The 21,751-nt window shown below is 71.4% G+C and carries 21 protein-coding genes; 14 read left to right on the forward strand and 7 right to left on the reverse strand.

All coding sequences use genetic code 11. The annotated features are described in order from the left end of the window. The first annotated feature begins 152 nt into the window (after nucleotides 1–152). A complete protein-coding gene (locus tag FNH09_RS22600; RefSeq protein WP_162468945.1) occupies nucleotides 153–1,133 on the forward strand; it encodes a DUF5937 family protein in 981 nt (326 codons plus the stop codon). Nucleotides 1,134–1,156: 23 nt separating this feature from the next. Here the strand turns inward: FNH09_RS22600 and FNH09_RS22605 are convergent, their stop codons facing one another. Then, nucleotides 1,157–2,800, reverse strand: coding sequence for an FAD-dependent oxidoreductase (locus FNH09_RS22605; protein WP_152890848.1), 1,644 nt, complete (start codon nucleotides 2,798–2,800; stop codon nucleotides 1,157–1,159). A 303-nt stretch (nucleotides 2,801–3,103) separates the two neighbouring features. Between FNH09_RS22605 and FNH09_RS22610 the strand changes: the two genes are divergently transcribed. The 7 genes from FNH09_RS22610 to FNH09_RS22640 all read left to right on the forward strand — a co-directional run bounded on the left by FNH09_RS22610 (nucleotide 3,104) and on the right by FNH09_RS22640 (nucleotide 8,476). Next, entirely contained in the window at nucleotides 3,104–4,258 is a 1,155-nt protein-coding gene (locus tag FNH09_RS22610; RefSeq protein ID WP_338017653.1) for a SchA/CurD-like domain-containing protein, read from the forward strand. 89 nt (nucleotides 4,259–4,347) lie between these two features. Continuing rightward, nucleotides 4,348–4,791: a cupin domain-containing protein gene (locus tag FNH09_RS22615; RefSeq protein ID WP_152890853.1), complete on the forward strand. Its 444-nt coding sequence runs from the start codon at nucleotides 4,348–4,350 to the stop codon at nucleotides 4,789–4,791. Then, complete coding sequence (locus tag FNH09_RS22620) at nucleotides 4,788–6,056, forward strand: beta-ketoacyl-ACP synthase II (protein WP_162468946.1); 1,269 nt, start codon at nucleotides 4,788–4,790, stop codon at nucleotides 6,054–6,056. Before FNH09_RS22615 ends, FNH09_RS22620 begins: the two co-directional genes overlap by 4 nt. Next, on the forward strand, nucleotides 6,053–7,300 hold the full coding sequence (locus tag FNH09_RS22625; RefSeq protein WP_152890855.1) for a ketosynthase chain-length factor: 1,248 nt from the start codon (nucleotides 6,053–6,055) through the stop codon (nucleotides 7,298–7,300). The genes FNH09_RS22620 and FNH09_RS22625 overlap by 4 nt, the downstream gene beginning before the upstream one ends. A gap of 16 nt (nucleotides 7,301–7,316) precedes the next feature. Then, the gene (locus FNH09_RS22630) at nucleotides 7,317–7,574 is read left to right on the forward strand and encodes an acyl carrier protein (RefSeq protein ID WP_152890857.1); all 258 of its coding nucleotides are present in this window, start codon (nucleotides 7,317–7,319) and stop codon (nucleotides 7,572–7,574) included. Between the two features lie 2 nt (nucleotides 7,575–7,576). Next, nucleotides 7,577–8,056, forward strand: coding sequence for an SRPBCC family protein (locus FNH09_RS22635; RefSeq protein WP_152890859.1), 480 nt, complete (start codon nucleotides 7,577–7,579; stop codon nucleotides 8,054–8,056). Nucleotides 8,057–8,143: 87 nt separating this feature from the next. Further along, nucleotides 8,144–8,476 (forward strand): TcmI family type II polyketide cyclase, encoded by a 333-nt coding sequence (locus tag FNH09_RS22640; RefSeq protein WP_152890861.1) that lies wholly within the window; start codon nucleotides 8,144–8,146, stop codon nucleotides 8,474–8,476. A gap of 119 nt (nucleotides 8,477–8,595) precedes the next feature. Here FNH09_RS22640 and FNH09_RS22645 read toward each other — a convergent pair whose 3' ends face one another. From FNH09_RS22645 to FNH09_RS22660, 4 genes are all read right to left on the reverse strand, one after another. Further along, entirely contained in the window at nucleotides 8,596–9,666 is a 1,071-nt protein-coding gene (locus FNH09_RS22645) for a methyltransferase (protein ID WP_152890863.1), read from the reverse strand. Between the two features lie 55 nt (nucleotides 9,667–9,721). Continuing rightward, the gene (locus tag FNH09_RS22650) at nucleotides 9,722–10,789 is read right to left on the reverse strand and encodes a right-handed parallel beta-helix repeat-containing protein (protein WP_152890865.1); all 1,068 of its coding nucleotides are present in this window, start codon (nucleotides 10,787–10,789) and stop codon (nucleotides 9,722–9,724) included. 231 nt (nucleotides 10,790–11,020) lie between these two features. Continuing rightward, entirely contained in the window at nucleotides 11,021–11,314 is a 294-nt protein-coding gene (locus tag FNH09_RS22655) for an MTH1187 family thiamine-binding protein (RefSeq protein ID WP_152890867.1), read from the reverse strand. Beyond that, nucleotides 11,311–11,655: a DUF3817 domain-containing protein gene (locus tag FNH09_RS22660; RefSeq protein ID WP_162468947.1), complete on the reverse strand. Its 345-nt coding sequence runs from the start codon at nucleotides 11,653–11,655 to the stop codon at nucleotides 11,311–11,313. Before FNH09_RS22660 ends, FNH09_RS22655 begins: the two co-directional genes overlap by 4 nt. Nucleotides 11,656–11,846: 191 nt before the next feature. On the opposite strand from FNH09_RS22660, the gene FNH09_RS22665 reads away from it, so the two are divergent. From FNH09_RS22665 to FNH09_RS22680, 4 genes are all read left to right on the forward strand, one after another. Then, complete coding sequence (locus FNH09_RS22665; RefSeq protein WP_152890907.1) at nucleotides 11,847–12,479, forward strand: AIM24 family protein; 633 nt, start codon at nucleotides 11,847–11,849, stop codon at nucleotides 12,477–12,479. 1 nt (nucleotide 12,480) lies between these two features. After that, nucleotides 12,481–13,131, forward strand: coding sequence for an AIM24 family protein (locus FNH09_RS22670; protein WP_152890869.1), 651 nt, complete (start codon nucleotides 12,481–12,483; stop codon nucleotides 13,129–13,131). Between the two features lie 41 nt (nucleotides 13,132–13,172). Next, nucleotides 13,173–13,925, forward strand: a complete 753-nt coding sequence (locus tag FNH09_RS22675) for an AIM24 family protein (protein ID WP_152890910.1) — start codon at nucleotides 13,173–13,175, stop codon at nucleotides 13,923–13,925. Between the two features lie 92 nt (nucleotides 13,926–14,017). Further along, nucleotides 14,018–14,494 carry a MarR family winged helix-turn-helix transcriptional regulator gene (locus FNH09_RS22680; protein ID WP_152890872.1) on the forward strand — a complete coding sequence of 159 codons (477 nt, stop codon included), beginning with the start codon at nucleotides 14,018–14,020 and terminating at the stop codon, nucleotides 14,492–14,494. Nucleotides 14,495–14,559: 65 nt separating this feature from the next. Here the strand turns inward: FNH09_RS22680 and meaB are convergent, their stop codons facing one another. Continuing rightward, nucleotides 14,560–15,519, reverse strand: coding sequence for a methylmalonyl Co-A mutase-associated GTPase MeaB (gene meaB / locus FNH09_RS22685; RefSeq protein WP_152890875.1), 960 nt, complete (start codon nucleotides 15,517–15,519; stop codon nucleotides 14,560–14,562). A 35-nt stretch (nucleotides 15,520–15,554) separates the two neighbouring features. Continuing rightward, nucleotides 15,555–16,754, reverse strand: a complete 1,200-nt coding sequence (locus FNH09_RS22690; protein WP_152890877.1) for an acetyl-CoA C-acetyltransferase — start codon at nucleotides 16,752–16,754, stop codon at nucleotides 15,555–15,557. Between the two features lie 147 nt (nucleotides 16,755–16,901). Between FNH09_RS22690 and mce the strand changes: the two genes are divergently transcribed. After that, nucleotides 16,902–17,342 carry a methylmalonyl-CoA epimerase gene (gene mce, locus FNH09_RS22695; RefSeq protein ID WP_152890879.1) on the forward strand — a complete coding sequence of 147 codons (441 nt, stop codon included), beginning with the start codon at nucleotides 16,902–16,904 and terminating at the stop codon, nucleotides 17,340–17,342. A 209-nt stretch (nucleotides 17,343–17,551) separates the two neighbouring features. Then, on the forward strand, nucleotides 17,552–21,400 hold the full coding sequence (scy, locus tag FNH09_RS22700) for a polarized growth protein Scy (RefSeq protein WP_162468948.1): 3,849 nt from the start codon (nucleotides 17,552–17,554) through the stop codon (nucleotides 21,398–21,400). The last annotated feature ends 351 nt before the right edge of the window (nucleotides 21,401–21,751 follow it).

Here is a 21,751-nt window from a genome sequence, read left to right on the forward strand (position 1 = left end):
GTTCGGGGGCGGCGGGCCCGGGGGTCTGCGGCAGTGTCGTGGTGGTCTGGGGTTCTTCCGGCATGGCAGCAGGGTGTGGTCCGCCGCGCGGACGGCCGTAGAGTTTCGGCTCAGACCGAATCGAAGGCCCGACGAGGAGAGGTGGTGGGGTCGTGCCGGTGCGGCTGCACTTCGGGGAGGACGACTTCCTGCGCTGCCGGTTCGCGCTCTCGCCGCTGTGGGAGACGCAGGAGGCGGTGCGCACCCTCAAACGGCCCGACCGGCACGGCTACCACGCGCACTGGCTGCGCCGGATCCGTGCGGCGGCCGACACGCTCGACCTCAGCGGGCTGTGGCTGGTGATGCCGCGCCGCGGCCACTCCCCCGACTGGCTGGGCGCGCCGCCGATCGGCCCCGCGGCCGGTTTCGAGGAGGAGATCGCCGCGGTCCGCGCCGCCGATCCCGAGGCGGCCCGCGCGGACACCGCCCGCTCCCTCGCCGACACCCCGGGCGCGCTCGACTCACCGCGCGGCCGGGCCTGGCTGGCGGACCCGGTCCGCATGATCCGGGAGCTGTCCGACGCGGTCGAGGAGGTCTGGCACACCCTGCTGGCGCCGGACTGGCCCCGGCTGCGGGCGCTGCTGGAGGCGGACATCGCCTTCCACTCGCGCCGGCTGGCCGAGGTCGGTCTGGGCGGCCTGCTGCCGGAGGTCAACCGGCGCTGCGGCTGGCGCGCCGGGACGCTGACCGTCGAGACGCACGTCGAGTACGAGCGGCACCTCGGCGGGCAGGGACTGGTGCTGATGCCGAGCGTGTTCAGCTGGCCGGACGTCATCAGCGGCTTCGAGCCGCCCTGGCAGCCGACCCTCGTCTACCCGGCGCGGGGTATCGGCGGCCTGTGGGCCGAGCCGGCCGACCGGCTGCCCGACGCGCTCGTGCGGCTGCTGGGCCGCGGCCGGGCCGCCGTGCTGACGGCGCTGGACGAGCCCGCCGGCACCTCGGCCCTCGCGTCCCGGCTGGGGCTCGCGCCGTCGTCGGTGTCCGCGCATCTGACCGCGCTGCGCGACGCGGGCCTGCTGACCTCGCGGCGGTACGGCCATCAGGTGCTGTACGAGCGGACACCCCTGGGAATCGCCCTCGCCTCGGGAGGTTGAGAGCCCTCGGGGGCAGCCCGTCCTCAGACCAGGTCGAGCAGGCCGGCCATGAGGTCGTACAGCGTCTTCTCCGGGTCGGCCACCGCGTCCTGCGACCGCCACGCCACATAGCCGTCGGGCCGGACCAGCACCGCGCCCCGCGGCGTCGTGCCGTGCAGCACGGACCAGTCCGTGCCGTCCTGGGGGGCGAGGTCCGCGAGCGGGCCCCGGCCGACGCGGTACGACTCCAGGCGTACCGCGAGACGTTCGGCGACCCGCTGCGCCGCCGTGTGCCAGGCCATGTCCTCGGCACCGCTGAGCAGCACGAACGAGGTCTCGTACAGGTCGACGGTGGAGGTGCGCACGCCGGAGCGCAGCAGCCACATGTGCGGGGCGCGGCTGCCGGGCTCGCCGGTCATCGTCATCTCGTCGGGCACCACCGGGCTCTCGGGGTCGGTGCCGACCACGGCGCCGCGGGGGTAGCGGTAGCCGAGGGCCACCTTCAGCACGCCGCCCTGGCGGGCGCCGCCCGCACCGCCCGCACCGGGGGCGGGCGCGTAGCCCGGGTGGCTGTGCTCCACCGAACGGGCCGCCGCCCGCGCGCTGGTGGCCACAGCCACCGGCTTGCGCTCCGCCTCGTAGGACTCCAGCAGGCCGGGTCCCGCCCAGCCGTTGAGCACGGCGGCGAGTTTCCAGGCGAGGTTGTGCGCGTCCTGGATACCGGTGTTGGAGCCGAACGCGCCGGTCGGTGACATCTCGTGGGCGGAGTCCCCGGCGAGGAAGATCCGGCCGGCCGAGTAGCGCTCGGCGACCCGCTGCGCCGCGTGCCAGGGCGCCTTGCCGGTGATCCGCACGTCCAGGTCGGGGACGCCGACGGCCCGGCGGATGTGGGTGACGCAGCGCTCCTCGGTGAAGTCCTCCAGCGTCTCGCCGCGCTCGGGGTGCCAGGGCGCGTGGAAGACCCACTTCGCCACGTTGTCCACCGGCAGCAGCGCGCCGTCCGCGTCCGGGGCGGTCAGGTAGCAGCAGATGAAGCGCCGGTCGCCGACCGCGTCCGCGAGTTTGAGGGAGTCGAAGGTGACGCTCACGTTGTGGAACAGGTCGCCCGGACCCGTCTGGCCGATGCCCAGCCCCTCCCGGACCGGGCTGCGCGGACCGTCGGCCGCGACGAGGTACTCGGCCCGCACGGTGGTGTGCTGCCCGCTGTCCCGGTTCTTCACGACCGCGGTGATCCCCTCGCCGTCCTGCTCGACGGAGAGCAGCTCGGTGGAGAACCGGATGTCGCCGCCCAGCTCGCGGGCGCACTTGAGCAGCACCGGCTCCAGGTCGTTCTGACTGCACAGGCACCAGCCGCTCGGGCTGAAGCGGGCCAGGCCGCCGCCCGGGTCGATCTCCTTGAACAGCCACTCGCCCGCGCCGCCGACCAGGGACGGGGCCTGGAGGATGCCGTGGTTGTCGGCCAGGGTCGAGGCGGCCTCGCGGATCTGCTGCTCGGCCCCGGCGACCCTGAACAGTTCCATCGTGCGCACGTTGTTGCCGCGGCCGCGAGGGTGCCTGGAGGTGCCCGCGTGCTTCTCGACGACCAGGTGCGGGATGCCGAGACGGCCCAGGAACAGTGAGGTGGACAGTCCTACGAGGGACCCGCCCACGACGAGTACGGGTACGTGATGCTCGACTTCTTCGGTCATCAATGCCTCCAGCAGCGGACCCCGGCTACAGGGCTTCCATGGACCCCCGGCTACAGGGCTTCCATGCCCCGGCGGGAGGGGTTCGCTCGCCTCATTCACCCGACTGGTCACCCCGAACGTCACCCGCTTCGCCCGGGTGGTCACCCACGTGGTTCACGCGAGTCGCGCCGCCCCGCGGCCCGAACCACGATCGGGGTCCGGGCCGTTCGCCGCTCCCGGCACCGGGAGCGCCCCGGAAGTCACTGAGGAGATGTGTGCTGGATGTCAATCTCGGAACGTGTATCGGAACGTGTGTCTGACCGCGTGTCGGACCGTGTCTCGCACCGGGCTCCGCAGCGGATCTCGGAGCGGGTGTCGCAGTCCGCGTTCGACGGCTCCCGGCTGCGGGTCATCCTGCTGCTGGACCTTCACGACGGCGCCCAGAAGCAGTTCCTGGAGGCCTACGAGCAGATGCGCAACCAGGTGGCCTCCGTCCCCGGCCACATCAGCGACCAGCTGTGCCAGTCGATCGAGAACCCCTCGCAGTGGCTGATCACCAGTGAGTGGGAGAGCGCCCCTCCGTTCCTCGCCTGGGTGAACAGCGAGGAGCACGTCGAGACGGTCCAGCCGCTGCACAGCTGCGTGCGCGACACCCGCTCGCTGCGCTTCAGCGTGCTGCGCGAGACGGGCAACGTCGCCCCGCCGCTGCCCGACTCGGAGAAGGGCCGCTTCCAGGCTACGGCCCGAGTGGGCGACGGCGTGGTACGCCACGCCCTCACCTTCACCGTGAAGCCCGGCAGCGAGCGGATCGTCGCCGATCTCCTCGCCGGCTACACCTCGCCGCAGGCCCAGGTCGACGAGAACACCCGGCTGCGCCGCACCTCGCTGTTCATGCACGGCAACCGGGTGGTGCGGGCCATCGAGGTGGAGGGCGACCTGATGGCCGCGCTGCGCCACGTGTCCCGGCAGCCCGAGGTCCGGGCGGTCGAGGAGGCCATCAACCCCTATCTGGAGCAGGACCGGGACCTCAGCGACCCGGGATCGGCCCGGGTCTTCTTCACCCGGGCGGCGCTGCCCGCGGTGCACCACGTGGCGGTCGGCGCCGGACAGCCCCAGGACGTGAAGCGGCACGCGCTGTTCTACCCGGCCAAGGAGGGCTCCGGCATGGCCCTGGCCCGGCTGCTCGCCCGCGAGGACGAGGCCGCGGCCGACGACCCGGCGAACCCCGTGCACTGCTCCACGATCTTCCAGCGCGACGACATCGTCGTACGACTGGTCGACGTACGGGGCGACCTCGCGCACGACCCCGTCCTGACCCTCGGTCTCACGGGCGGCCGCAACGGAGCGGTCCTCAGCCGGCTGCTCGACGGCGACGCGCTCGGCGTCGACGGCGCGCCGGTCACCGAACGGGACCTCGCCCGGTTCGTCGAGCGGTCCGACATGAAGCTCGTCACCGACCGCACCGCATCGTCCGCCTGACGGCAGGTCCGGCCCGGTCAGCGGCCGGACACGCGGGCTCCGTCGGCACCACCGACGGGCCGGCTGTACCCACCAACCGGAGGAAACACATGACCACGCCCCGCCCACGCATCGTGGACCTGAGCGAGACCGAGCCCAACACCCGGCGCGGAGGTGACCTGCGCGCGATGCTCACGCCCACCGCGGTCGGCGCCAAGTCCGGCTTCATGGGCCTCGCCATCATCCAGCCGGGCGACCGCATCGGCGAGCACTACCACCCGTACTCCGAGGAGTTCGTCTACGTCGTGAGCGGTGTGCTCGAAGTCGACCTGGACGGCGAGACCTTCCCGATCCGGGCCGACCAGGGCCTGCTGATCCCGATCAACATGCGCCACCGCTTCCGCAACGTGGGCAGTGTGGAGGCCCGGATGGTCTTCCACCTGGGCCCGCTGGCGCCGCGCCCCAAGCTCGGCCACGTCGACACCGAGGTGACCGAGGAGACGGAGGGGGCCTGCCTGCACCTGACGCCTGAGCGAGTCGAGGCGGTGTCGTGACCCGGCGCGTGGCGGTCACCGGCGTCGGCATCGTGGCCCCGGGCGGCGTGGGCGTACCGGCGTTCTGGGACCTCCTGGCGAACGGCCGCACCGCGACGCGGGGCATCACGCTCTTCGACCCGGCGGGGCTGCGTTCGCGGATCGCGGCCGAGGTCGACTTCGACCCGGCCGCCCACGGAATCGACGCGGCGACGACCGAGCGTGCCGACCGCTATGTCCAGTTCGCCATGGTGGCCGCCCGGGAGGCGGTCAGCGACGCGGGACTCGACCCGGAGAAGGAGGATCCCTGGCGCATGGGGGTGTCCCTGGGCACCGCCGTGGGTGGCACCACGCGCCTCGAGAACGACTACGTGGCGGTCAGCGAGAAGGGCCGGCGCTGGGACGTCGACCACCGCCGGGCGGCTCCTCATCTGCACCGCGCCTTCTCCCCGAGCGCCCTCGCCTCCGAGGTCGCCGAGCAGTTCGGGGCGCACGGCCCGGTGCAGACCGTCTCCACGGGCTGCACCTCCGGTCTCGACGCGATCGGCTACGCCTTCCACGCCGTGCAGGAGGGCCGGGTCGACGTCTGCATAGCCGGCGCCTCGGACTCGCCGATCTCCCCGATCACGATGGCGTGCTTCGACGCCATCAAGGCGACCTCTCCGAACAACGACGACCCCGAGCACGCGTCCCGCCCGTTCGACAAGGACCGCAACGGGTTCGTCATGGGTGAGGGCGGAGCCGTCCTCGTCCTGGAGGAACTCGAACACGCCCGCGCCCGCGGGGCCCACGTGTACTGCGAGATCGGCGGCTACGCCACCTTCGGCAACGCCTACCACATGACCGGTCTCACCCGGGAGGGCCTGGAGATGGCACGCGCCATCGACGACGCGCTCGCCCACGCCCGGCTGGACGGCTCGGACATCGACTACGTCAACGCCCACGGTTCCGGTACGCAGCAGAACGACCGGCACGAGACGGCCGCGGTCAAGCGGTCGCTGGGCGATCACGCCTACCGGACGCCGATGAGCTCGATCAAGTCGATGGTGGGCCACTCGCTGGGTGCCATCGGGGCGATCGAGGTCCTGGCCTGTGTGCTGGCCCTGGTCCACCAGGTCGTGCCGCCGACGGCGAACTACACGACCCCGGACCCCGAGTGCGACCTCGACTACGTGCCGCGCACCGCGCGCAAGGCCGAGCTGAGCAACGTGCTGTCCGTCGGCAGCGGCTTCGGCGGCTTCCAGTCCGCGGTGATTCTCACCCGGCCCGACGGGAGGACCCGATGACGTCACAGCGAGCCCGGCGCGCCGCCGTCACCGGCATAGGTGTCGTCGCCCCCAACGGGCTGAGCACCGAGACCTTCTGGAAGTCCACCCAGGAGGGCGTCAGCGTCCTGGACCGGGTGACCCGCGAAGGATGCGAGCACCTGCCCCTGCGGATCGCGGGCGAGGTCCGCGGATTCGATCCCTCGGAACTGGTCGAGGAGCGGTTCCTCGTCCAGACGGACCGGTTCACCCACTTCGCGATGGCCGCGGCCGACCAGGCCCTGGCGGACGCCCGGCTGGGCCGCGCCGACACCGACCGGGATCCGTTCGCGGTCGGCGTGGTCACGGCCGCGGGCTCCGGCGGCGGCGAGTTCGGCCAGCGGGAACTCCAGCGGCTGTGGGGCCAGGGCCCCCGGTTCGTGGGTCCGTACCAGTCCATCGCCTGGTTCTACGCGGCGAGCACCGGCCAGGTGTCCATCCGCGGCGGGTTCAAGGGACCCTGCGGGGTGGTGGCCAGCGACGAGGCCGGCGGCCTGGACGCGCTGGCGCACGCGGCCCGCGCGGTCCGACGGGGCACCGGCGTGGTCGTGGCCGGGGCCGCCGAGGCCCCGCTGGCGCCGTACTCGATGGTCTGCCAGCTCGGCTACGACGACCTCAGCACCGGCGACGACCCGACCCACGCCTACCGGCCCTTCACCGCCGCCGCCTGCGGGTTCGTGCCCGCCGAGGGCGGCGCGATGATCGTGGTCGAGGACGAGGGGGCGGCGCGGGAGCGGGAGGCCACCGTCCGGGCGTTCATCGCCGGGCACGGGGCGACCTTCACCGGCGCGTCCCTGTGGGAGCGGTCCCGGGAGGGGCTGGCCCAGGCGATCCGGGTCGCGCTCGACGAGGCCCGGTGCGCCCCGGAGGAGGTCGACGTCGTGTTCGCGGACGCGTTCGGGACGCCGGAGGCCGACCGTGCCGAGGCGCTGGCGATCGCCGACGCCCTGGGCGCGCACGGCCGGCGGGTGCCGGTGACGGCGCCCAAGACCGGGATCGGCCGGGCCTACTGCGGGGCGCCGGTGCTGGACGTGGCGGCGGCGGTGCTGGCCATGGAACACGGCCTGGTGCCGCCCACGCCGAACGTCTACGACCCCTGCCACGACCTCGATCTGGTGACCGGGCGGGCCCGACCCGCACCGCTGCGCACCGCCCTGGTCGTCAGCCGGGGACTCATGGGCTCCAACGCGGCCCTCGTGCTGCGGCACGGCGCCCATGCCCTCTGAGGAGAAGGAGAGACAGATGGACAACGAACTGACCGCACGGGAACTGGCCGCGCTGATGAAGAAGGCGGCCGGCGTCACCGTGGTCGCCGACGAGCTGGAGCTCCGGCTCGACGCCGGCTTCGACGAGTTCGGGCTGGACTCGCTCGGCCTGCTCGGCATCGTCGGCGAGCTGGAGAACAACCACGCCATGGTGCTGCCGCCCGACGCGGAGCGCTGCCGGACCCCGCGCGAATTCCTCGACCTCGTCAACAGCAACGTAGTGGCAGGAGCCTGACCATGGCAGGACACACCGAGAACGAGATCACCATCGCTGCTCCCCTGGATCTCGTCTGGGACATGACCAACGACCTGGAGAACTGGACGCAGCTGTTCAGCGAGTACGCCTCCGTCGAGGTCCTGTCCCGGGAGAACGGCAAGACCACCTTCCGCCTCACCATGCACCCGGACGACAACGGCAAGGTCTGGAGCTGGGTCTCGGAGCGTGAGCCCGACCGCGAGCGGCTCGTGGTCAAGGCCCGCCGGGTGGAGACCGGCCCGTTCGCCTACATGAACATCAAGTGGGTGTACGAGGAGACCCCGGCCGGCGTCCGGATGCACTGGACGCAGGACTTCGAGATGAAGCCCGACGCGCCCGTGGACGACGCCTGGATGACCGAGAACATCAACCGCAACTCGGTCGTCCAGCTCCGGCTCATCCGGGACAAGGTGGAGCAGCGCGCCCGGCTGCGCACGCCCGCCTCCGTCACCCACAGCTGACCTGCCCCCCGTCCCCCACCTGTCGGCCCGCGGACCGTCCGCCCGGACGGTCCGCCCGGCTCGTCGCCCCGAGAGGAACGCCCCCTGATGCACCAGACACTCATCGTGGCCCGGATGGCGCCGGGCTCGGCCCCGGACATCGCGAAGGTGTTCGCGGAGTCCGACGACGGCGAACTGCCGCACCTCATCGGCGTCACCCGCCGCACCCTGTTCCAGTTCGACGACGTGTACATGCACCTCGTGCAGGGCGAGCGCCCGCTCGGCCCCGCGATCGCGAAGGTGGCCGACCACCCGGCCTTCAAGGACATCAGCGACCGGCTCACCGCGTACGTGAGCGCGTACGACCCGATGACCTGGCGCGGTCCGAAGGACGCGATGGCCCAGGAGTTCTACCGCTGGGAGCGCGACGGCCGCTCCTGACGCGTCCGCGGCTCCCGGCCCGTCCAGCGCTCCTGACGCTTCCGGCGCTCCTGACGCTTCCGGCGTGACAAGGGTCCGCCCCCGGCATCGACCGGGGGCGGACCCTTGTCGCGCCGGGATCAGGCGGGTACGACGCACTCGAAGGCGTGCAGATACGCGTTGACCGGCTGGATCTCGGCGACGGTCAGCCCGGCCTCCGTCATGCGGGCGACCAGGCTCTCCTTGGTGTGCTTGGCTCCACCGACGTTGAGGAGCAGCAGCAGGTCCATGGAGGTGGTGAACTTCATCGACGGGGTGTCGTCGACGAGGTTCTCGATGATGACGACCCGGGTCCCGGGGCGGGCCTTCGCCATCACGTTGCGCAGCGTCCTGCGGGTGCTGTCGTCGTCCCATTCCAGGATGTTCTTGATGATGTACAGGTCGGCCTCGACCGGGATGTCCTCACGGCAGTCCCCGCCGACGATCCGGGCCCGCTCGGCGAGCGCGCCGCCCACCCGCAGCCGGGCGTCCGCCTTCTCCACCACCCGCGGCAGATCGAGCAGGGTGCCGCGCACCTCCGGGTGCTTCTCCAGCAGGCTGGCCAGCACATGCCCCTGGCCGCCGCCGATGTCGGCGACCGTCGTCACGCCGGTGAGGTCGAGGAGTTCCGCGACGTCCCGCGCCGACTGCTCGCTGGACGTCGTCATGGCCTGGTTGAAGACGTGCGCGGAGTCCTGCGCGTCCTCGTGCAGGTAGTCGAAGAACCCCTTTCCGTACAGCTCGTGGAAGACGCTGCCGCCCGAGCGCACGGCCTCGTCGAGCAGCGGCCAGGCGTCCCAGGTCCAGGGCTCGGTGCACCACAGGGCGATGTACCGGAGGCTGTGCGGGTCGTCCTCGCGCAGCAGCCGGGACATCTCGGTGTGGACGAACCGTCCGTCCTCGTTCTGCGCGAAGACGCCGTAGCAGGACAGGGCGCGCAGCAGGCGCAGCAGGGGCCGGGGCTCGACGCCGAGCTGGGCCGCGAGCTGCTCCGCGCCGGTCGGCTGCTCGCCGAGGGCGTCGGCGACGCCGAGCCTGGCCGCCGCCCGCACGGCCGCGGCGCAGGCCGCGCCGAAGACGAGCTCCCTCAGCCGCATGGCCGGGACGGGCTGCTGCGGGGCCGCGACGGGGGCGGACGGAGCCTGCGCGGGGGCGGGACTCACAGTGGTCATGTACCGTCTCGATTCGCTTGGTTCGCTGGGGGCGGCAAGGACACGGGTGGTGCGGTCAGCACATTCCGGCGGGCAGTGAGCGCCGGCACGTGTTGCGGGCGAACTTGTTTCCCTTTCCGGTGTCCCGGTTGGCCAGGTCGGCCGTCGAATTACCGATCAGCACGTTGCGCCGGATGATGTTGTTCTGGTTGGGCGCGCCCACGACGCTCTTGAAGAGGACCACTCCGCCGGAGAACGGGGACTTCCCCACGTTGTGGTGGATCTCGTTGCGCTCGACGACCGACCTCTCGATTCCGGTGAGGACGATTCCGGCGCCCTGGATGAAAGGAAGTCGGGCGGTCTTCGGGCAGTACGCGTTGTTGTCGTGGACGTAGTTCCTGCGTACGAGGATGTTGCCGGTGCGCGGCTTGTTCTCGTCGCCGACCACGAACATGCCGCCGCAGTTGCGGTCCACGTCGTTGTTCTTGATCGTGACGTTGCGCAGCCGCCGGACCGTGATGCCGATGCGGTTGCCGGTCAGCCGGTTGTTGCGGACGACGGTGCCGCGCGTATTGATGGCACCCGCCTCGGTGCGGACCGTGTTGGAGAGGAAAAGACCCGACTCGCCGTTCTTCCTCGCGACGTTGTGCGCGAACAGGCTGCGGACCGAGAGCTCCTCGGCGAAGCCCCAGGTGCCGTTCTTCTCCGAGGTCACATGGCGCACGGACAGCCTGTCGGTGCCCGAGGCCCACAGACCGTTCTTCTTGAAGCCGGACAGCACCAACCCCCGGATGCGGGTGTCGACGACCGGCCTGGCGGCGGTGCCCTCCACGCAGATGCCGTTGCCGGCGGCCGCGCAGCCGTTGATCGCCCTCTTCTTGTTCAAGGTCGGCTTCAGCACGGTCAGCGCGCCCGAACCACGCAGGGTGAGGTGCGACTTCGTGATGCGGACGCTCTCGCGATAGGTGCCGGGCCTGATGTAGATGACGTCACCGGATCTCGCGGCGTCGACCGCCTTCTGGATCGATTGCCCCGGGCGCACCACATGGATCGACGAAGCGGCTCCGGCCGTGGGAATACCGGCCAGTCCCGATGCGATCACCAGTGCGGTGCAGCCGAGGTATCCGATGTGCTTTCTTTTCATGGGTCGAAGCTATGGTCCGCATTTCCGACTCGCCAGGTTCACCCACCTCTTTTACCGCGTTTGGAGCACGGACGGCGCAATCCCGAACCCGAAAGGCGGTGTCGGCGAGGACGACCGAGGGTCCGTTAAACCCCTTGCGTGCCACGGGCACGGAAAAGCCCCGGCCGTCGGGGGCCGGGGCTTTTCCGTGTTCGTGTTCCGTGTCGCGTGCCGCGTGTCGCGTCCCGCGTGCTACACGGAGAGGTGGCGCTCCACCGTCTCCACCTTGGAGGTCAGTCCGTCCGTCACACCGGGCCGGATGTCCGCCTTGAGGACCAGGGACACACGCGGTGCCCGTGCCTCGACGGCGGCGACCGCGCGCCGGACGACGTCCATCACCTCGTCCCACTCCCCCTCGATCGAGGTGAACATGGCGTCGGTGCGGTGGGGCAGTCCGGACTCCCGGACCACGCGGACGGCGTCGGCGACGTACTCCCCGACCTCCTCGCCGACCCCGAGCGGGGTGACGGAAAAGGCGACGATCATGCGCTCGCCACTCCTTCCTTGCGGGCCCGGGAGGCGATGACCGCGTCCTCGGCCTCGCGGCGCAGCCGGCGCTCGGCGAAGAAGCCGCCGGTCGGCAGGACCGACAGGACGAAGTAGAGCGCGGCGGTGCCCAGCGACCACTTGGCGCGGTTCCAGGCGTCCGCCCAGAAGAGCACGTAGAGGATGAACAGGACGCCGTGGACCGCTCCCATCACGGGCACCGCGTTGAAGTCGGTGGTCCGCTTGAGCACCGAGCAGACGAGCAGCAGCAGGAAGGAGACGGCCTCGGGGGCCGAGACCAGGCGGAGGCGGCGGAGGGCGGTGGCGGTCTTGAGGTCCACGGGGCACCTTCGGTGGGAGATGAGGACGTCACGCTTTGTGAACGCGCGCACAAGCGTCCGCCCATTGTGACAAACGGGCCGGCGCCACCCGGGAGGGGGGCCGCACTTCCCCTAGGGGCGCATTCAGGGGCGTTCTCCACCCCGGGGACCTGTCCGGGCGACCGGGCGGCGGCTACCTTCGCAGCGTGGCGATGTTCCGAATGCAGGGCAGCAAGGTGCTCGCCGTCGACATGACCGGGGATGCCGTGAAGGCGAAGAACGGCTCGATGGTCGCGTACGACGGGCAGATGGCCTTCAAGAAGCTCAGTGGCGGCGGCGAGGGGCTGCGGGGGATGGTGACCCGGCGGCTCACCGGCGAACAGATGACGGTGATGGAGGTCAGAGGCCAGGGGACGTGCTGGTTCGCGGACCGCGCGAGCGAGATCAACCTCGTCCGCCTCCAGGGGGACAAGCTGTACGTGGAGTCGAGCAACCTGCTCGCGACGGACGCCGGGCTGCGCACCGGCACCACGTTCACCGGACTGCGCGGCGCCACGCAGGGCAACGGGCTGTTCACGACGACCGTCGAGGGGCACGGCCAGGCGGCGATCACCTCGGACGGACCCGCGGTGGTGCTCCGGGTCAGCCCGCAGTACCCGTTGACCGTCGACCCGGGCGCGTACATCGCGCACCAGGGCAATGTCCGGCAGTCCTTCCAGTCCGGTGTGACGTTCCGCACGTTCCTCGGGGAGGGCGGCGGCGAGGCCTTCCAGATCCGCTTCGAGGGGGACGGACTGGTGTACGTGCAGCCGAGCGAGCGGAACACCGTGGCGGGGGATCTCTGAGATGGCCTTCCGTGAGATCAACTCGAAGATGGTCGAGGCGACCGTCGTCCCGGGGCAGCGGCTGTTCAGTCAGCGCGGCGCGATGCTCGCCTACCGGGGCGAGGTGTCCTTCACCCCCAACATCCAGGGCGGCCAGGGCGGGATCATGTCGATGATCGGGCGCCGGGTCGCGGGCGAGGCCACCCCGCTGATGTCCGTCGAGGGCAGCGGCACGGTCCTGTTCGGGCACGGCGGCCACCACGTCCAGGTCGTGCACCTCACCGGCGACACGCTGTACGTCGAGGCGGACCGGCTGCTCGCCTTCGAGGGCACGCTCCAGCAGGGCACGATGTTCATGGGCGCGCAGGGCGGCGTCATGGGCATGGTCCGCGGACAGGTCACCGGCCAGGGCCTGTTCACGACCACGCTCAAGGGGCACGGCGCGGTGGCGGTGATGGCCCACGGCGGGGTCTTCGAGCTCCCGATCACCCCGCAGCGGCCGGTGCACGTCGACCCGCAGGCGTATGTCGCCCATCACGGTGACGTGCGCAACAAGCTGTCCACGGCGCTGGGCTGGCGCGACATGGTGGGCCGCGGCTCCGGGGAGGCGTTCCAGCTGGAGCTGAGCGGCAGCGGCACGGTCTACGTCCAGGCGTCGGAGGAGAAGCTGTGAGCGGGTACGTGACGGCGGGCGGCCCGGTGGTGCACGACCCGATGACGCTCCCCGTCGACGACAACGTCAACGCCTACACCTTCTGCGTGGAGCTCAAGGGGAGCCAGTGGTTCCTCCAGAAGGGGAAGATGATCGCCTACTACGGGTCGATCGACTTCAACGGCGTCGGGCACGGCCGATTGGACCGACTTGTCCGCACGTCGTTTCATTCGCCTCTGCACGCGGCCGAGTGGGTCGTGGCGGAGGGCTCCGGCAAGATGCTCCTCGCCGACCGGGCCTTCGATGTGAATTCCTACGACCTCGACGACGGCAACCTGACCATTCGCTCGGGCAACCTGCTCGCTTTTCAGCCAAGTCTCGCGCTCAAGCAGTCGATCGTGCCGGGTTTTCTGACCCTTATCGGAACCGGCAAGTTTGTGGCCGCATCTAACGGGCCGGTGGTGTTCATGGAACCTCCGATCCGGGTGGATCCGCAGGCGCTCGTCGGCTGGGCGGACTGCCCCTCGCCGTGCCATCACTACGACCATGCGTACATGACCGGCGTGATGGGCGGTCTACGTGCAGTGACGGGCCTGGGCGGGGCCTCCGGGGAGGAGCATCAGTTCGAGTTCGTCGGCGCCGGCACGGTGCTGCTCCAGTCGACCGAGACCCTCATGGCCGAGCAGTCCACGGGGGCGGTTCCGCAGCACGCGGGCGTGCCCGGCGGCGGCGTCCACGGTGGTCAGGGGCAGCAGTCCGGCGCACCGCGCCTTCCCGGACAGCTGGGAGACCTCCAGCGTCGCTTCGGGCTGTGAGCGGTAGTCTGCGGAGTGTGACATCGAACGCGTGCGCACCGTCACACCACCCTCACTAGTTCGCCTTTCAACTTTTTAGGTAGACTTCATTCATGGAGACCGAAACGGCCACGCGCTGGCTGACCGATGCGGAGCAGTGCGCCTGGCGCACCCACCTGGAGGTCAACAGGCTGTTGAGTTACCAGCTCGAAAAGGACCTCCAGCCGTTCGGACTGACAATGAACGACTACGAGATCCTGGTGAATCTCTCCGAGTCGGAGGACGTCAGGATGCGGATGAGCGACCTGGCCTCCGCCACGCTCCAGTCCAAGAGCCGGCTCTCCCACCAGATCACCCGCATGGAGAACGCGGACCTGGTCCGCCGGGAGAACTGCGAGTCCGACCGTCGCGGACTGTACGCGGTCCTCACCGAGCACGGCCTGGAGACCATGCAGAAGGTCGCGCCCCACCATGTGGCGTCCGTACGGAGCCACTTCATCGACCTCGTCTCGCCCGAGGCCCTGGCGGAGCTCGACAAGGCCCTCAAGCCCATCGCCCAGCACCTTCGCGGGCAACGCGGACGCCCCTGACGGCACGCTCCGAGCGAGCGACGCGGGCGGATCCCGAACCGGGCTCCGCCCGCGTCGGCTCCGGGTCAGGAGCTCCGGGTCAGGCCCGCCACCAGTTCGTCCGCCGCGCGGTACGGATCCAGTTCGCCCGCCACGATCCGCTCCGCCAGCGCGCCCAGACGGCGGTCGCCGTGCAGATCGGCGATGCGTTCGCGCAGCGCCGTGACGGCGATCGTCTCGACCTCGCGGGCGGCGCGGGCCCGGCGGCGTTCGGTCAGCACGCCCCGCTCCTCCATCCAGGCCCGGTGCTTCTCCAGGGCCTCGACGACCTCGTCGATGCCCTCGGCCCGCGCGGCGACCGTCTTGACGATCGGGGGGCGCCAGTCGCCCGGGGCGCGGGACTCGCCGAGGCCGAGCATGTGGTTCAGCTCGCGCGCGGTGGCGTCGGCGCCGTCCCGGTCCGCCTTGTTGACGACGTAGACGTCGCCGATCTCCAGGATCCCGGCCTTGGCGGCCTGGATGCCGTCGCCCATCCCCGGGGCCAGCAGGACCACCGAGGTGTCCGCCTGGGAGGCGATCTCCACCTCCGACTGGCCGACGCCGACCGTCTCCACCAGGACCACGTCGCAGCCGGCCGCGTCCAGGACGCGGATCGCCTGCGGCGCGGACCAGGCGAGCCCGCCCAGATGGCCGCGGGTCGCCATGGAGCGGATGTAGACGCCGGGGTCGGAGGAGTGGTCCGACATCCGCACCCGGTCGCCCAGCAGGGCCCCGCCGGAGAACGGCGAGGAGGGGTCGACGGCCAGCACGCCGACCCTCCTGCCCTGTCTGCGGTACGCGCTCACCAGCGCCGAGGTGGACGTCGACTTGCCGACGCCCGGGGAGCCGGTCAGCCCGACGACGTAGGCGTTGCCGGTGAGCGGGGCCAGCGCCGCCATGACCTCCCGCAGCTGCGGGGACGCCCCCTCCACCAGGGAGATCAGCCGGGCCACGGCCCGCGGCCGGCCTTCCCTGGCCTGGGTCACCAGAGAGGAGACGTCCTGCATCACAGCTCCGTTCGCGAGAGGTCGTACAGCGGGACTCAGGCCTTGGGCACCCGCACGATCAGCGCGTCGCCCTGGCCGCCGCCGCCGCACAGCGCGGCCGCGCCGACCCCGCCGCCGCGGCGCTTCAGCTCCAGCGCCAGGTGCAGCACCAGCCGGGCGCCGGACATGCCGATCGGGTGGCCCAGGGCGATGGCGCCGCCGTTGACGTTCACCTTTTCCGTGGACACCCCGAGGTCCTTCATTGACTGCACCGCGACGGCGGCGAAGGCCTCGTTGATCTCGATCAGGTCGAGGTCGGAAACCTCCAGGCCCTCCTTCTTCAGGGCGTGCAGGATCGCGTTCGACGGCTGCGACTGGAGGGAGTTGTCCGGTCCCGCCACATTGCCGTGGGCGCCGATCTCGGCGATCCACTCCAGGCCGAGCTCCTGCGCCTTGGCCTTGCTCATCACGACCACGGCCGCCGCGCCGTCGGAGATCTGCGAGGAGGAACCGGCGGTGATCGTGCCGTCCCGGGTGAACGCCGGGCGCAGCTTGCCCAGGGACTCGGCGGTGGTGTCGCCGCGGATGCCCTCGTCCTTGCTGAAGACGACCGGCTCGCCCTTGCGCTGCGGGATCTCGACCGGGGTGATCTCGGCCTCGAAGACGCCGTTCTTCTGGGCGGCGGCCGCGCGCTGGTGGGACAGCGCGGCGATCTCGTCCTGCTCCGGACGGGCGATGCCCAGGCGGGTGTTGTGCTTCTCGGTGGACTCGCCCATGGCGATGTTCTCGAAGGCGTCGGTCAGACCGTCGTACGCCATCGCGTCGAGCATCTCCACCGCGCCGTACTTGTAGCCCTCGCGGGACTTCGGCAGCAGGTGGGGGGCGTTGGTCATGGACTCCTGGCCACCCGCCACGACGATGTCGAACTCGCCCGCGCGGATCAGCTGGTCGGCCAGCGCGATCGCGTCGAGGCCGGACAGGCACACCTTGTTGATCGTCAGCGCCGGCACGTTCATCGGGATGCCGGCCTTGACGGCGGCCTGGCGGGCCGGGATCTGCCCCGCCCCGGCCTGGAGCACCTGCCCCATGATCACGTACTGCACCTGGTCGCCGCCGATCCCCGCACGGTCGAGGGCGGCCTTGATCGCGAAGCCGCCGAGGTCGGCGCCCGAGAAGGACTTCAGCGAGCCCAGCAGCCGTCCCATGGGCGTACGCGCCCCCGCGACGATCACCGAGCTGTTCGTTCCAGAAGACATGAGCTGCGATCCCCTTACCGGCTTGCACAGCCGAGGAGTGAACGAGGGTTTACTCGAATGTACTGAGCGGTAGTCCACCCGTCATCCGGCTGTCGGTGTGATCGCGCGCACGTTGCGTAACCACTTCCGACGCGCTGCACTGACAACATGCTGACGCGAATCGACCACATCGGGATCGCCTGTTTCGACCTCGACAAGACCGTCGAGTTCTACCGTGCGACGTACGGCTTCGAGGTGTTCCACTCCGAGGTCAACGAGGAACAGGGCGTGCGCGAGGCCATGCTCAAGATCAACGATACGTCCGACGGCGGCGCCTCGTACCTCCAGCTCCTGGAGCCCACCCGTCCGGATTCCACCGTCGCGAAGTGGCTCGACAAGAACGGCGAGGGTGTCCACCACATCGCTTTCGGTACGGCGGACGTCGACACGGACGCGGCCGACATCAAGGACAAGGGCGTACGCGTCCTGTACGAGGAGCCACGACGCGGCTCCATGGGGTCGCGAATCACCTTCCTGCACCCCAAGGATTGCCACGGTGTACTGACAGAACTGGTCACTTCGGCGGCGGTTGAGTCACCTGAGCACTGACCCTCGTACATATGGGCCGGTAGGGTTGGGGGCGGTCGTCGCTCACACCAGGGCGACCGCATGCCGGGGTCCGGGTTTCGGGGGACGAGCGTCGGGGCAGCAGCCCATGCTCCGTCGTTGATCTGACACCATTCCCCGGGGGCCCCGTTCGGCGGATGGACGGAGCTCGTTGGAGAAGCTTGCGACCAGGGGACGGATGGGACCGCGCAGTGCGGGGCTACGAGAGCCAGGAGCGAGAGCCGGCGGCTGACGTCGACCACCTCTCTCGATTCGAAGCCGAGATGAAGCGGCTGAAGACCGAGCGGGAAAAGGCGATCCAGCATGCCGAGGACCTCGGCTACCAGGTCGAGGTGCTGCGCGCCAAGTTGCACGAGGCGCGTCGCACCATCATGTCCCGGCCCGCCTTCGACGGCGGCGATATCGGGTACCAGGCCGAGCAGATGCTGCGCAACGCGCAGATGCAGGCGGACCAGCTGCGCCAGGAGGCCGAGCGCGAGATCAGCCAGGCGCGGGCGCAGACCCAGCGTCTCCTCCAGGAGCACGCCGAGCAGGCGGCCCGCCTCCAGGCAGAGCTGCACCAGGAGGCCGTCACCCGGCGTCAGCAGCTCGACCAGGAGCTGGCGGAACGCCGGCAGACCGTCGAGTCGCACGTCAACGAGAACGTGGCGTGGGCGGAGCAGCTGCGCGCCCGCAGCGAGTCGCAGGCCCGTCGTCTCCTCGACGACTCCCGCGGCGAGGTCGACCAGGCCATGGCCGCCGCCCGCGCGGAGGCCGAGCGGGTCACCGCGGAGACCCGGCAGCGGCTCCAGGCCGAGGCCGACGCGGCCCGCGCCGAGGCCGACCAGCTGCTGCGCCGTGCCCGCACGGACGCCGAGCGCCTGCTGAACGCCGCCTCCACCCAGGCCCAGGAGGCCACCGACCACGCCGAGGCGCTGCGCACCTCCACGGCGAACGAGTCCGACACCGCCCGCCGCCAGGCCACCGAGCTGAGCCGCGCCGCCGAGCAGCGCATCGCCGAGGCCGACACGGCCCTGCGCGAGGCCCGCGCCGAGGCCGAGAAGGTGCTCGCCGAGGCCAAGGAGGCCGCCGCCAAGGCGCTCACCACGGCCGAGTCCACCAACGAGCAGCGCACCCGGACCGCCAAGGAGCAGGTCGCCCGACTGGTCAGCGAGGCCACCAAGGAGGCCGAGGCCACCAAGTCGAGCGCCGACCAGATCGTCGCGGACGCCCGCGCGGAGGCCGAGAAGGTCCTCGCCGAGGCCGCCGAGAAGGCCCGCAGCGCCACCGCCGAGGAGACCGCCTCCCAGCTGGGCAAGGCCGCGCGCACCGCCGAGGACGTCCTCAACCGGGCGGAGGAGGACGCGCGCAACACCACCCGGGCCGCCACCGAGGAGGCCGAGCGGATCCGCACCGAGGCGGAGACCGAGGCCGACCGGCTGCGCGCCGAGGCGCACGACATCGCCGAGCAGCTCAAGGGCACGGCGAAGGACGACACCAAGGAGTACCGCGCCAAGACCGTCGAGCTCCAGGAGGAGGCGCGACGGCTGCGCGGCGAGGCCGAGCATCTGCGCTCCGAGGCGGTCGGCGAGGGCGAGAAGATCCGCGCCGAGGCCCGGCGGGAGGCCGTCCAGCAGATCGAGGAGGCGGCCAAGACCGCCGAGGAACTGCTCGGCAAGGCGAAGGCGGACGCGGACGAGCTGCGCCAGAGCGCCACGACGGACAGCGAGAAGGTCCGCACCGAGGCCATCGAGCGCGCCACCGCGCTGCGCCGGCAGGCCGAGGAGACCCTGGAGCGCACCCGCAAGGAGGCCGAGGAGCAGCGCGACAAGGCCACCGAGCAGGCCGAGGGCATCAAGGCCGACGCCGAGCGGGCCGCGGCCGGACTGCACGAGGACACCGAGCGCGCCATAGCGGCCCGGCAGGCCGAGGCGGCCGACGGGCTGGCCCGGCTGCACACCGAGGCCGAGGAGCGCATCACGTCGGCCGAGCAGGCGCTGACCGAGGCCCGCGAGGAGGCCGTACGGATCCGCCGCGAGGCCGGCGAGGAGACCGACCGGCTGCGCGGCGAGTCCGCCGAGCGCATCCGCACCCTCCAGGCGCAGGCCGAGGCGGAGGCCGAGCGGCTGCGCGACGAGGCCGCCGCCGACGCGTCCGCCTCCCGTGCCGAGGGCGAGACCGTCGCCGTACGACTGCGTACGGATGCCGTGACCGAGGCCGAGCGGCTGAAGACGGAGGCCCAGGAGACCGCCGACCGGGTGCGCTCCGAGGCGCAGGCCGCCGCCGAGCGGCTGGCCACGGAGGCGTCGGAGACGCTGGCCGCCGCCCAGGAGGAGGCCGCCCGTCGGCGTCGCGAGGCCGAGGAGCTCCTCGGCTCCGCCCGCCAGGAGGCCGACCAGGAGCGCGAGCGGGCCCGCGAGCAGAGCGAGGAGCTGCTGGCCTCGGCGCGCAAGCGGGTCGAGGACGCGCAGACCGAGGCCGTGCGCCTGGTCGAGGAGGCCGAGCGGCGCGCCGGCGAACTGGTGTCGGCCGCCGAGCAGCACGCCCAGCAGGTACGCGACTCCGTCACCGGGCTGCACGAGCAGGCGCAGGAGGAGATCACGGGGCTGCGCTCCGCCGCCGAGCACTCGGCGGACCGTACCCGCCGGGAGGCCGAGGAGGAGGCGGACCGCGTCCGCACCGACGCCTACGCCGAGCGGGAGCGGGCCGGCGAGGACGCCGCGCGGCTCCGGCGCGAGGCGCACGAGGAGGCCGAGGCCGCCAAGGCGCTCGCCGAGCGCACCATGGCGGAGGCGATCGCCGAGTCCGAGCGGCTGCGTTCGGACGCGGCCGCGCACGCCCAGAACGTGCGCACCGAGGCCTCCGAGGTGACCGCGAAGGCCGAGCAGGACGCCTCGCGCACCCGGGCGGAGGCCCGGGAGGACGCCAACCGGATCCGTTCGGAGGCGGCGACCCAGGCCGACACCCTCGTCACCGAGGTCACGGCGGAGACGGAACGTCTTCAGTCGGAGACGGCCGCGGAGACCGAGCGGGTCCGGTCCGAGGCGGTCGCCAAGGCCGAGAAGCTGATCGGGGACGCGAAGGGCGACGCGGAGCGGCTGCGTGCCGGTGCCGCCGAGACGGTCGGTTCCGCGCAGCGGCACGCCGAGCGCACGCGCGCCGAGGCCGAGCGGGTGCGCACGGTCGCGGCGGCGGAGGCCGACCGGCTGGTGTCCCAGGCGCGCGAGGAGACCGAGCGCACCCTGGACGAGGCCCGCAAGGAAGCCAACAAGCGGCGTTCGGAGGCGGCCGAGCAGGTCGACACGCTCATCACGGAGACCACGGCCGAGGCCGACAAGCTGCTCACCGAGGCCCAGCAGCAGGCACTTCAGACCACGGCGGACGCCGAGTCCCAGGCGGACACGATGGTCGGCGCGGCCCGCAGCGAGGCCGAGCGGCTGGTGTCCGAGGCGACGATCGAGGGCAACGGGCTGGTGGAGAAGTCCCGTGCGGACGCGGACGAGCTGCTCGTCGGCGCCCGCCGGGACGCCACGGCGATCCGCGAGCGCGCGCAGGAGCTGCGCGACCGCATCACGTCCGAGATCGAGGCCCTGCACGAGCGGGCCCGCCGTGAGGCGTCGGAGACGATGAAGTCGACCGGTGACCGCTGCGACGCGCTCATCAAGGCTTCCGAGGAACAGCTCGGCAAGGCGCAGTCGAAGGCCAAGGAACTGCTGTCGGAGGCCAGCTCCGAGGCGGGCAAGGTGCGCATCGCCGCCGTGAAGAAGGCGGAGCTGCTCCTGAAGGAGGCCGAGCAGAAGAAGGCGTCGCTGGTGCGCGAGGCCGAGGAGCTCAAGGCGGAGGCGATCCGCGAGGCGCGCGCCACCGTCGAGGAGGGCAAGCGCGAGCTGGAGGTGCTGGTGCGCCGCCGCGAGAACATCAACACCGAGATCTCCCGGGTCCAGGACGTGCTGGAGGCGCTGGAGTCGTTCGAGGCGCCGGGCGCCGGCAAGGACGGGGCGGTCAAGGCGGGCGCGACCGTGGGCACACAGCGTCCGGGCGGCAAGCCGTCGGAGAGCTAGCGGGCCGGAGGGCCGGAGCGCTGGAACCGTCGGTCGAGGTCCGCCTTTCGGGGCGGACCTCGACCGCTTTGCTGCCGGTCCGACGCCGGAGCGGTCCCGTGCGTCGGCGGTGTCGTCGGCCCGATGTGACGCAATCGACGATGAGGGCCGTGAGGCCTGAGAGACACTCAGCAGATCGTGAGAGTTCCGTTAAGGTCTGGGGTCTTTGACCGGGTTTTTGGCAAGCCGTCCTGTGGTGAGCCACCCAAAAGGGGTGTCATTCTCCAGATCAAACACGTATCCGCTCGATGACACACCGCTTAGGCCCCTAGGATTCCACCTATCACCTCACCGGTCTCATTCGACAGGAAC

Origin of the sequence: Streptomyces adustus (assembly GCF_009377175.1) — a bacterium.
Lineage (GTDB): Bacteria > Actinomycetota > Actinomycetes > Streptomycetales > Streptomycetaceae > Streptomyces > Streptomyces adustus.

Excerpts from the sequence above, each read along its gene's own strand:
- FNH09_RS22680 (WP_152890872.1), top strand. The coding sequence starts at position 14,018 with ATGGAGACCGAAACGGCCACGCGCTGGCTGACCGATGCGGAGCAGTGC.
- FNH09_RS22605 (WP_152890848.1), bottom strand. The coding sequence starts at position 2,800 with ATGACCGAAGAAGTCGAGCATCACGTACCCGTACTCGTCGTGGGCGGG.
- FNH09_RS22635 (WP_152890859.1), top strand. The coding sequence starts at position 7,577 with ATGGCAGGACACACCGAGAACGAGATCACCATCGCTGCTCCCCTGGAT.
- FNH09_RS22690 (WP_152890877.1), bottom strand. The coding sequence starts at position 16,754 with ATGTCTTCTGGAACGAACAGCTCGGTGATCGTCGCGGGGGCGCGTACG.
- FNH09_RS22630 (WP_152890857.1), top strand. The coding sequence starts at position 7,317 with ATGGACAACGAACTGACCGCACGGGAACTGGCCGCGCTGATGAAGAAG.
- FNH09_RS22650 (WP_152890865.1), bottom strand. The coding sequence starts at position 10,789 with ATGAAAAGAAAGCACATCGGATACCTCGGCTGCACCGCACTGGTGATC.
- meaB (WP_152890875.1), bottom strand. The coding sequence starts at position 15,519 with ATGCAGGACGTCTCCTCTCTGGTGACCCAGGCCAGGGAAGGCCGGCCG.
- FNH09_RS22625 (WP_152890855.1), top strand. The coding sequence starts at position 6,053 with ATGACGTCACAGCGAGCCCGGCGCGCCGCCGTCACCGGCATAGGTGTC.
- FNH09_RS22655 (WP_152890867.1), bottom strand. The coding sequence starts at position 11,314 with ATGATCGTCGCCTTTTCCGTCACCCCGCTCGGGGTCGGCGAGGAGGTC.
- mce (WP_152890879.1), top strand. The coding sequence starts at position 16,902 with ATGCTGACGCGAATCGACCACATCGGGATCGCCTGTTTCGACCTCGAC.
- FNH09_RS22615 (WP_152890853.1), top strand. The coding sequence starts at position 4,348 with ATGACCACGCCCCGCCCACGCATCGTGGACCTGAGCGAGACCGAGCCC.
- FNH09_RS22675 (WP_152890910.1), top strand. The coding sequence starts at position 13,173 with ATGACGCTCCCCGTCGACGACAACGTCAACGCCTACACCTTCTGCGTG.
- FNH09_RS22640 (WP_152890861.1), top strand. The coding sequence starts at position 8,144 with ATGCACCAGACACTCATCGTGGCCCGGATGGCGCCGGGCTCGGCCCCG.
- FNH09_RS22665 (WP_152890907.1), top strand. The coding sequence starts at position 11,847 with ATGTTCCGAATGCAGGGCAGCAAGGTGCTCGCCGTCGACATGACCGGG.
- FNH09_RS22645 (WP_152890863.1), bottom strand. The coding sequence starts at position 9,666 with ATGACCACTGTGAGTCCCGCCCCCGCGCAGGCTCCGTCCGCCCCCGTC.
- FNH09_RS22670 (WP_152890869.1), top strand. The coding sequence starts at position 12,481 with ATGGCCTTCCGTGAGATCAACTCGAAGATGGTCGAGGCGACCGTCGTC.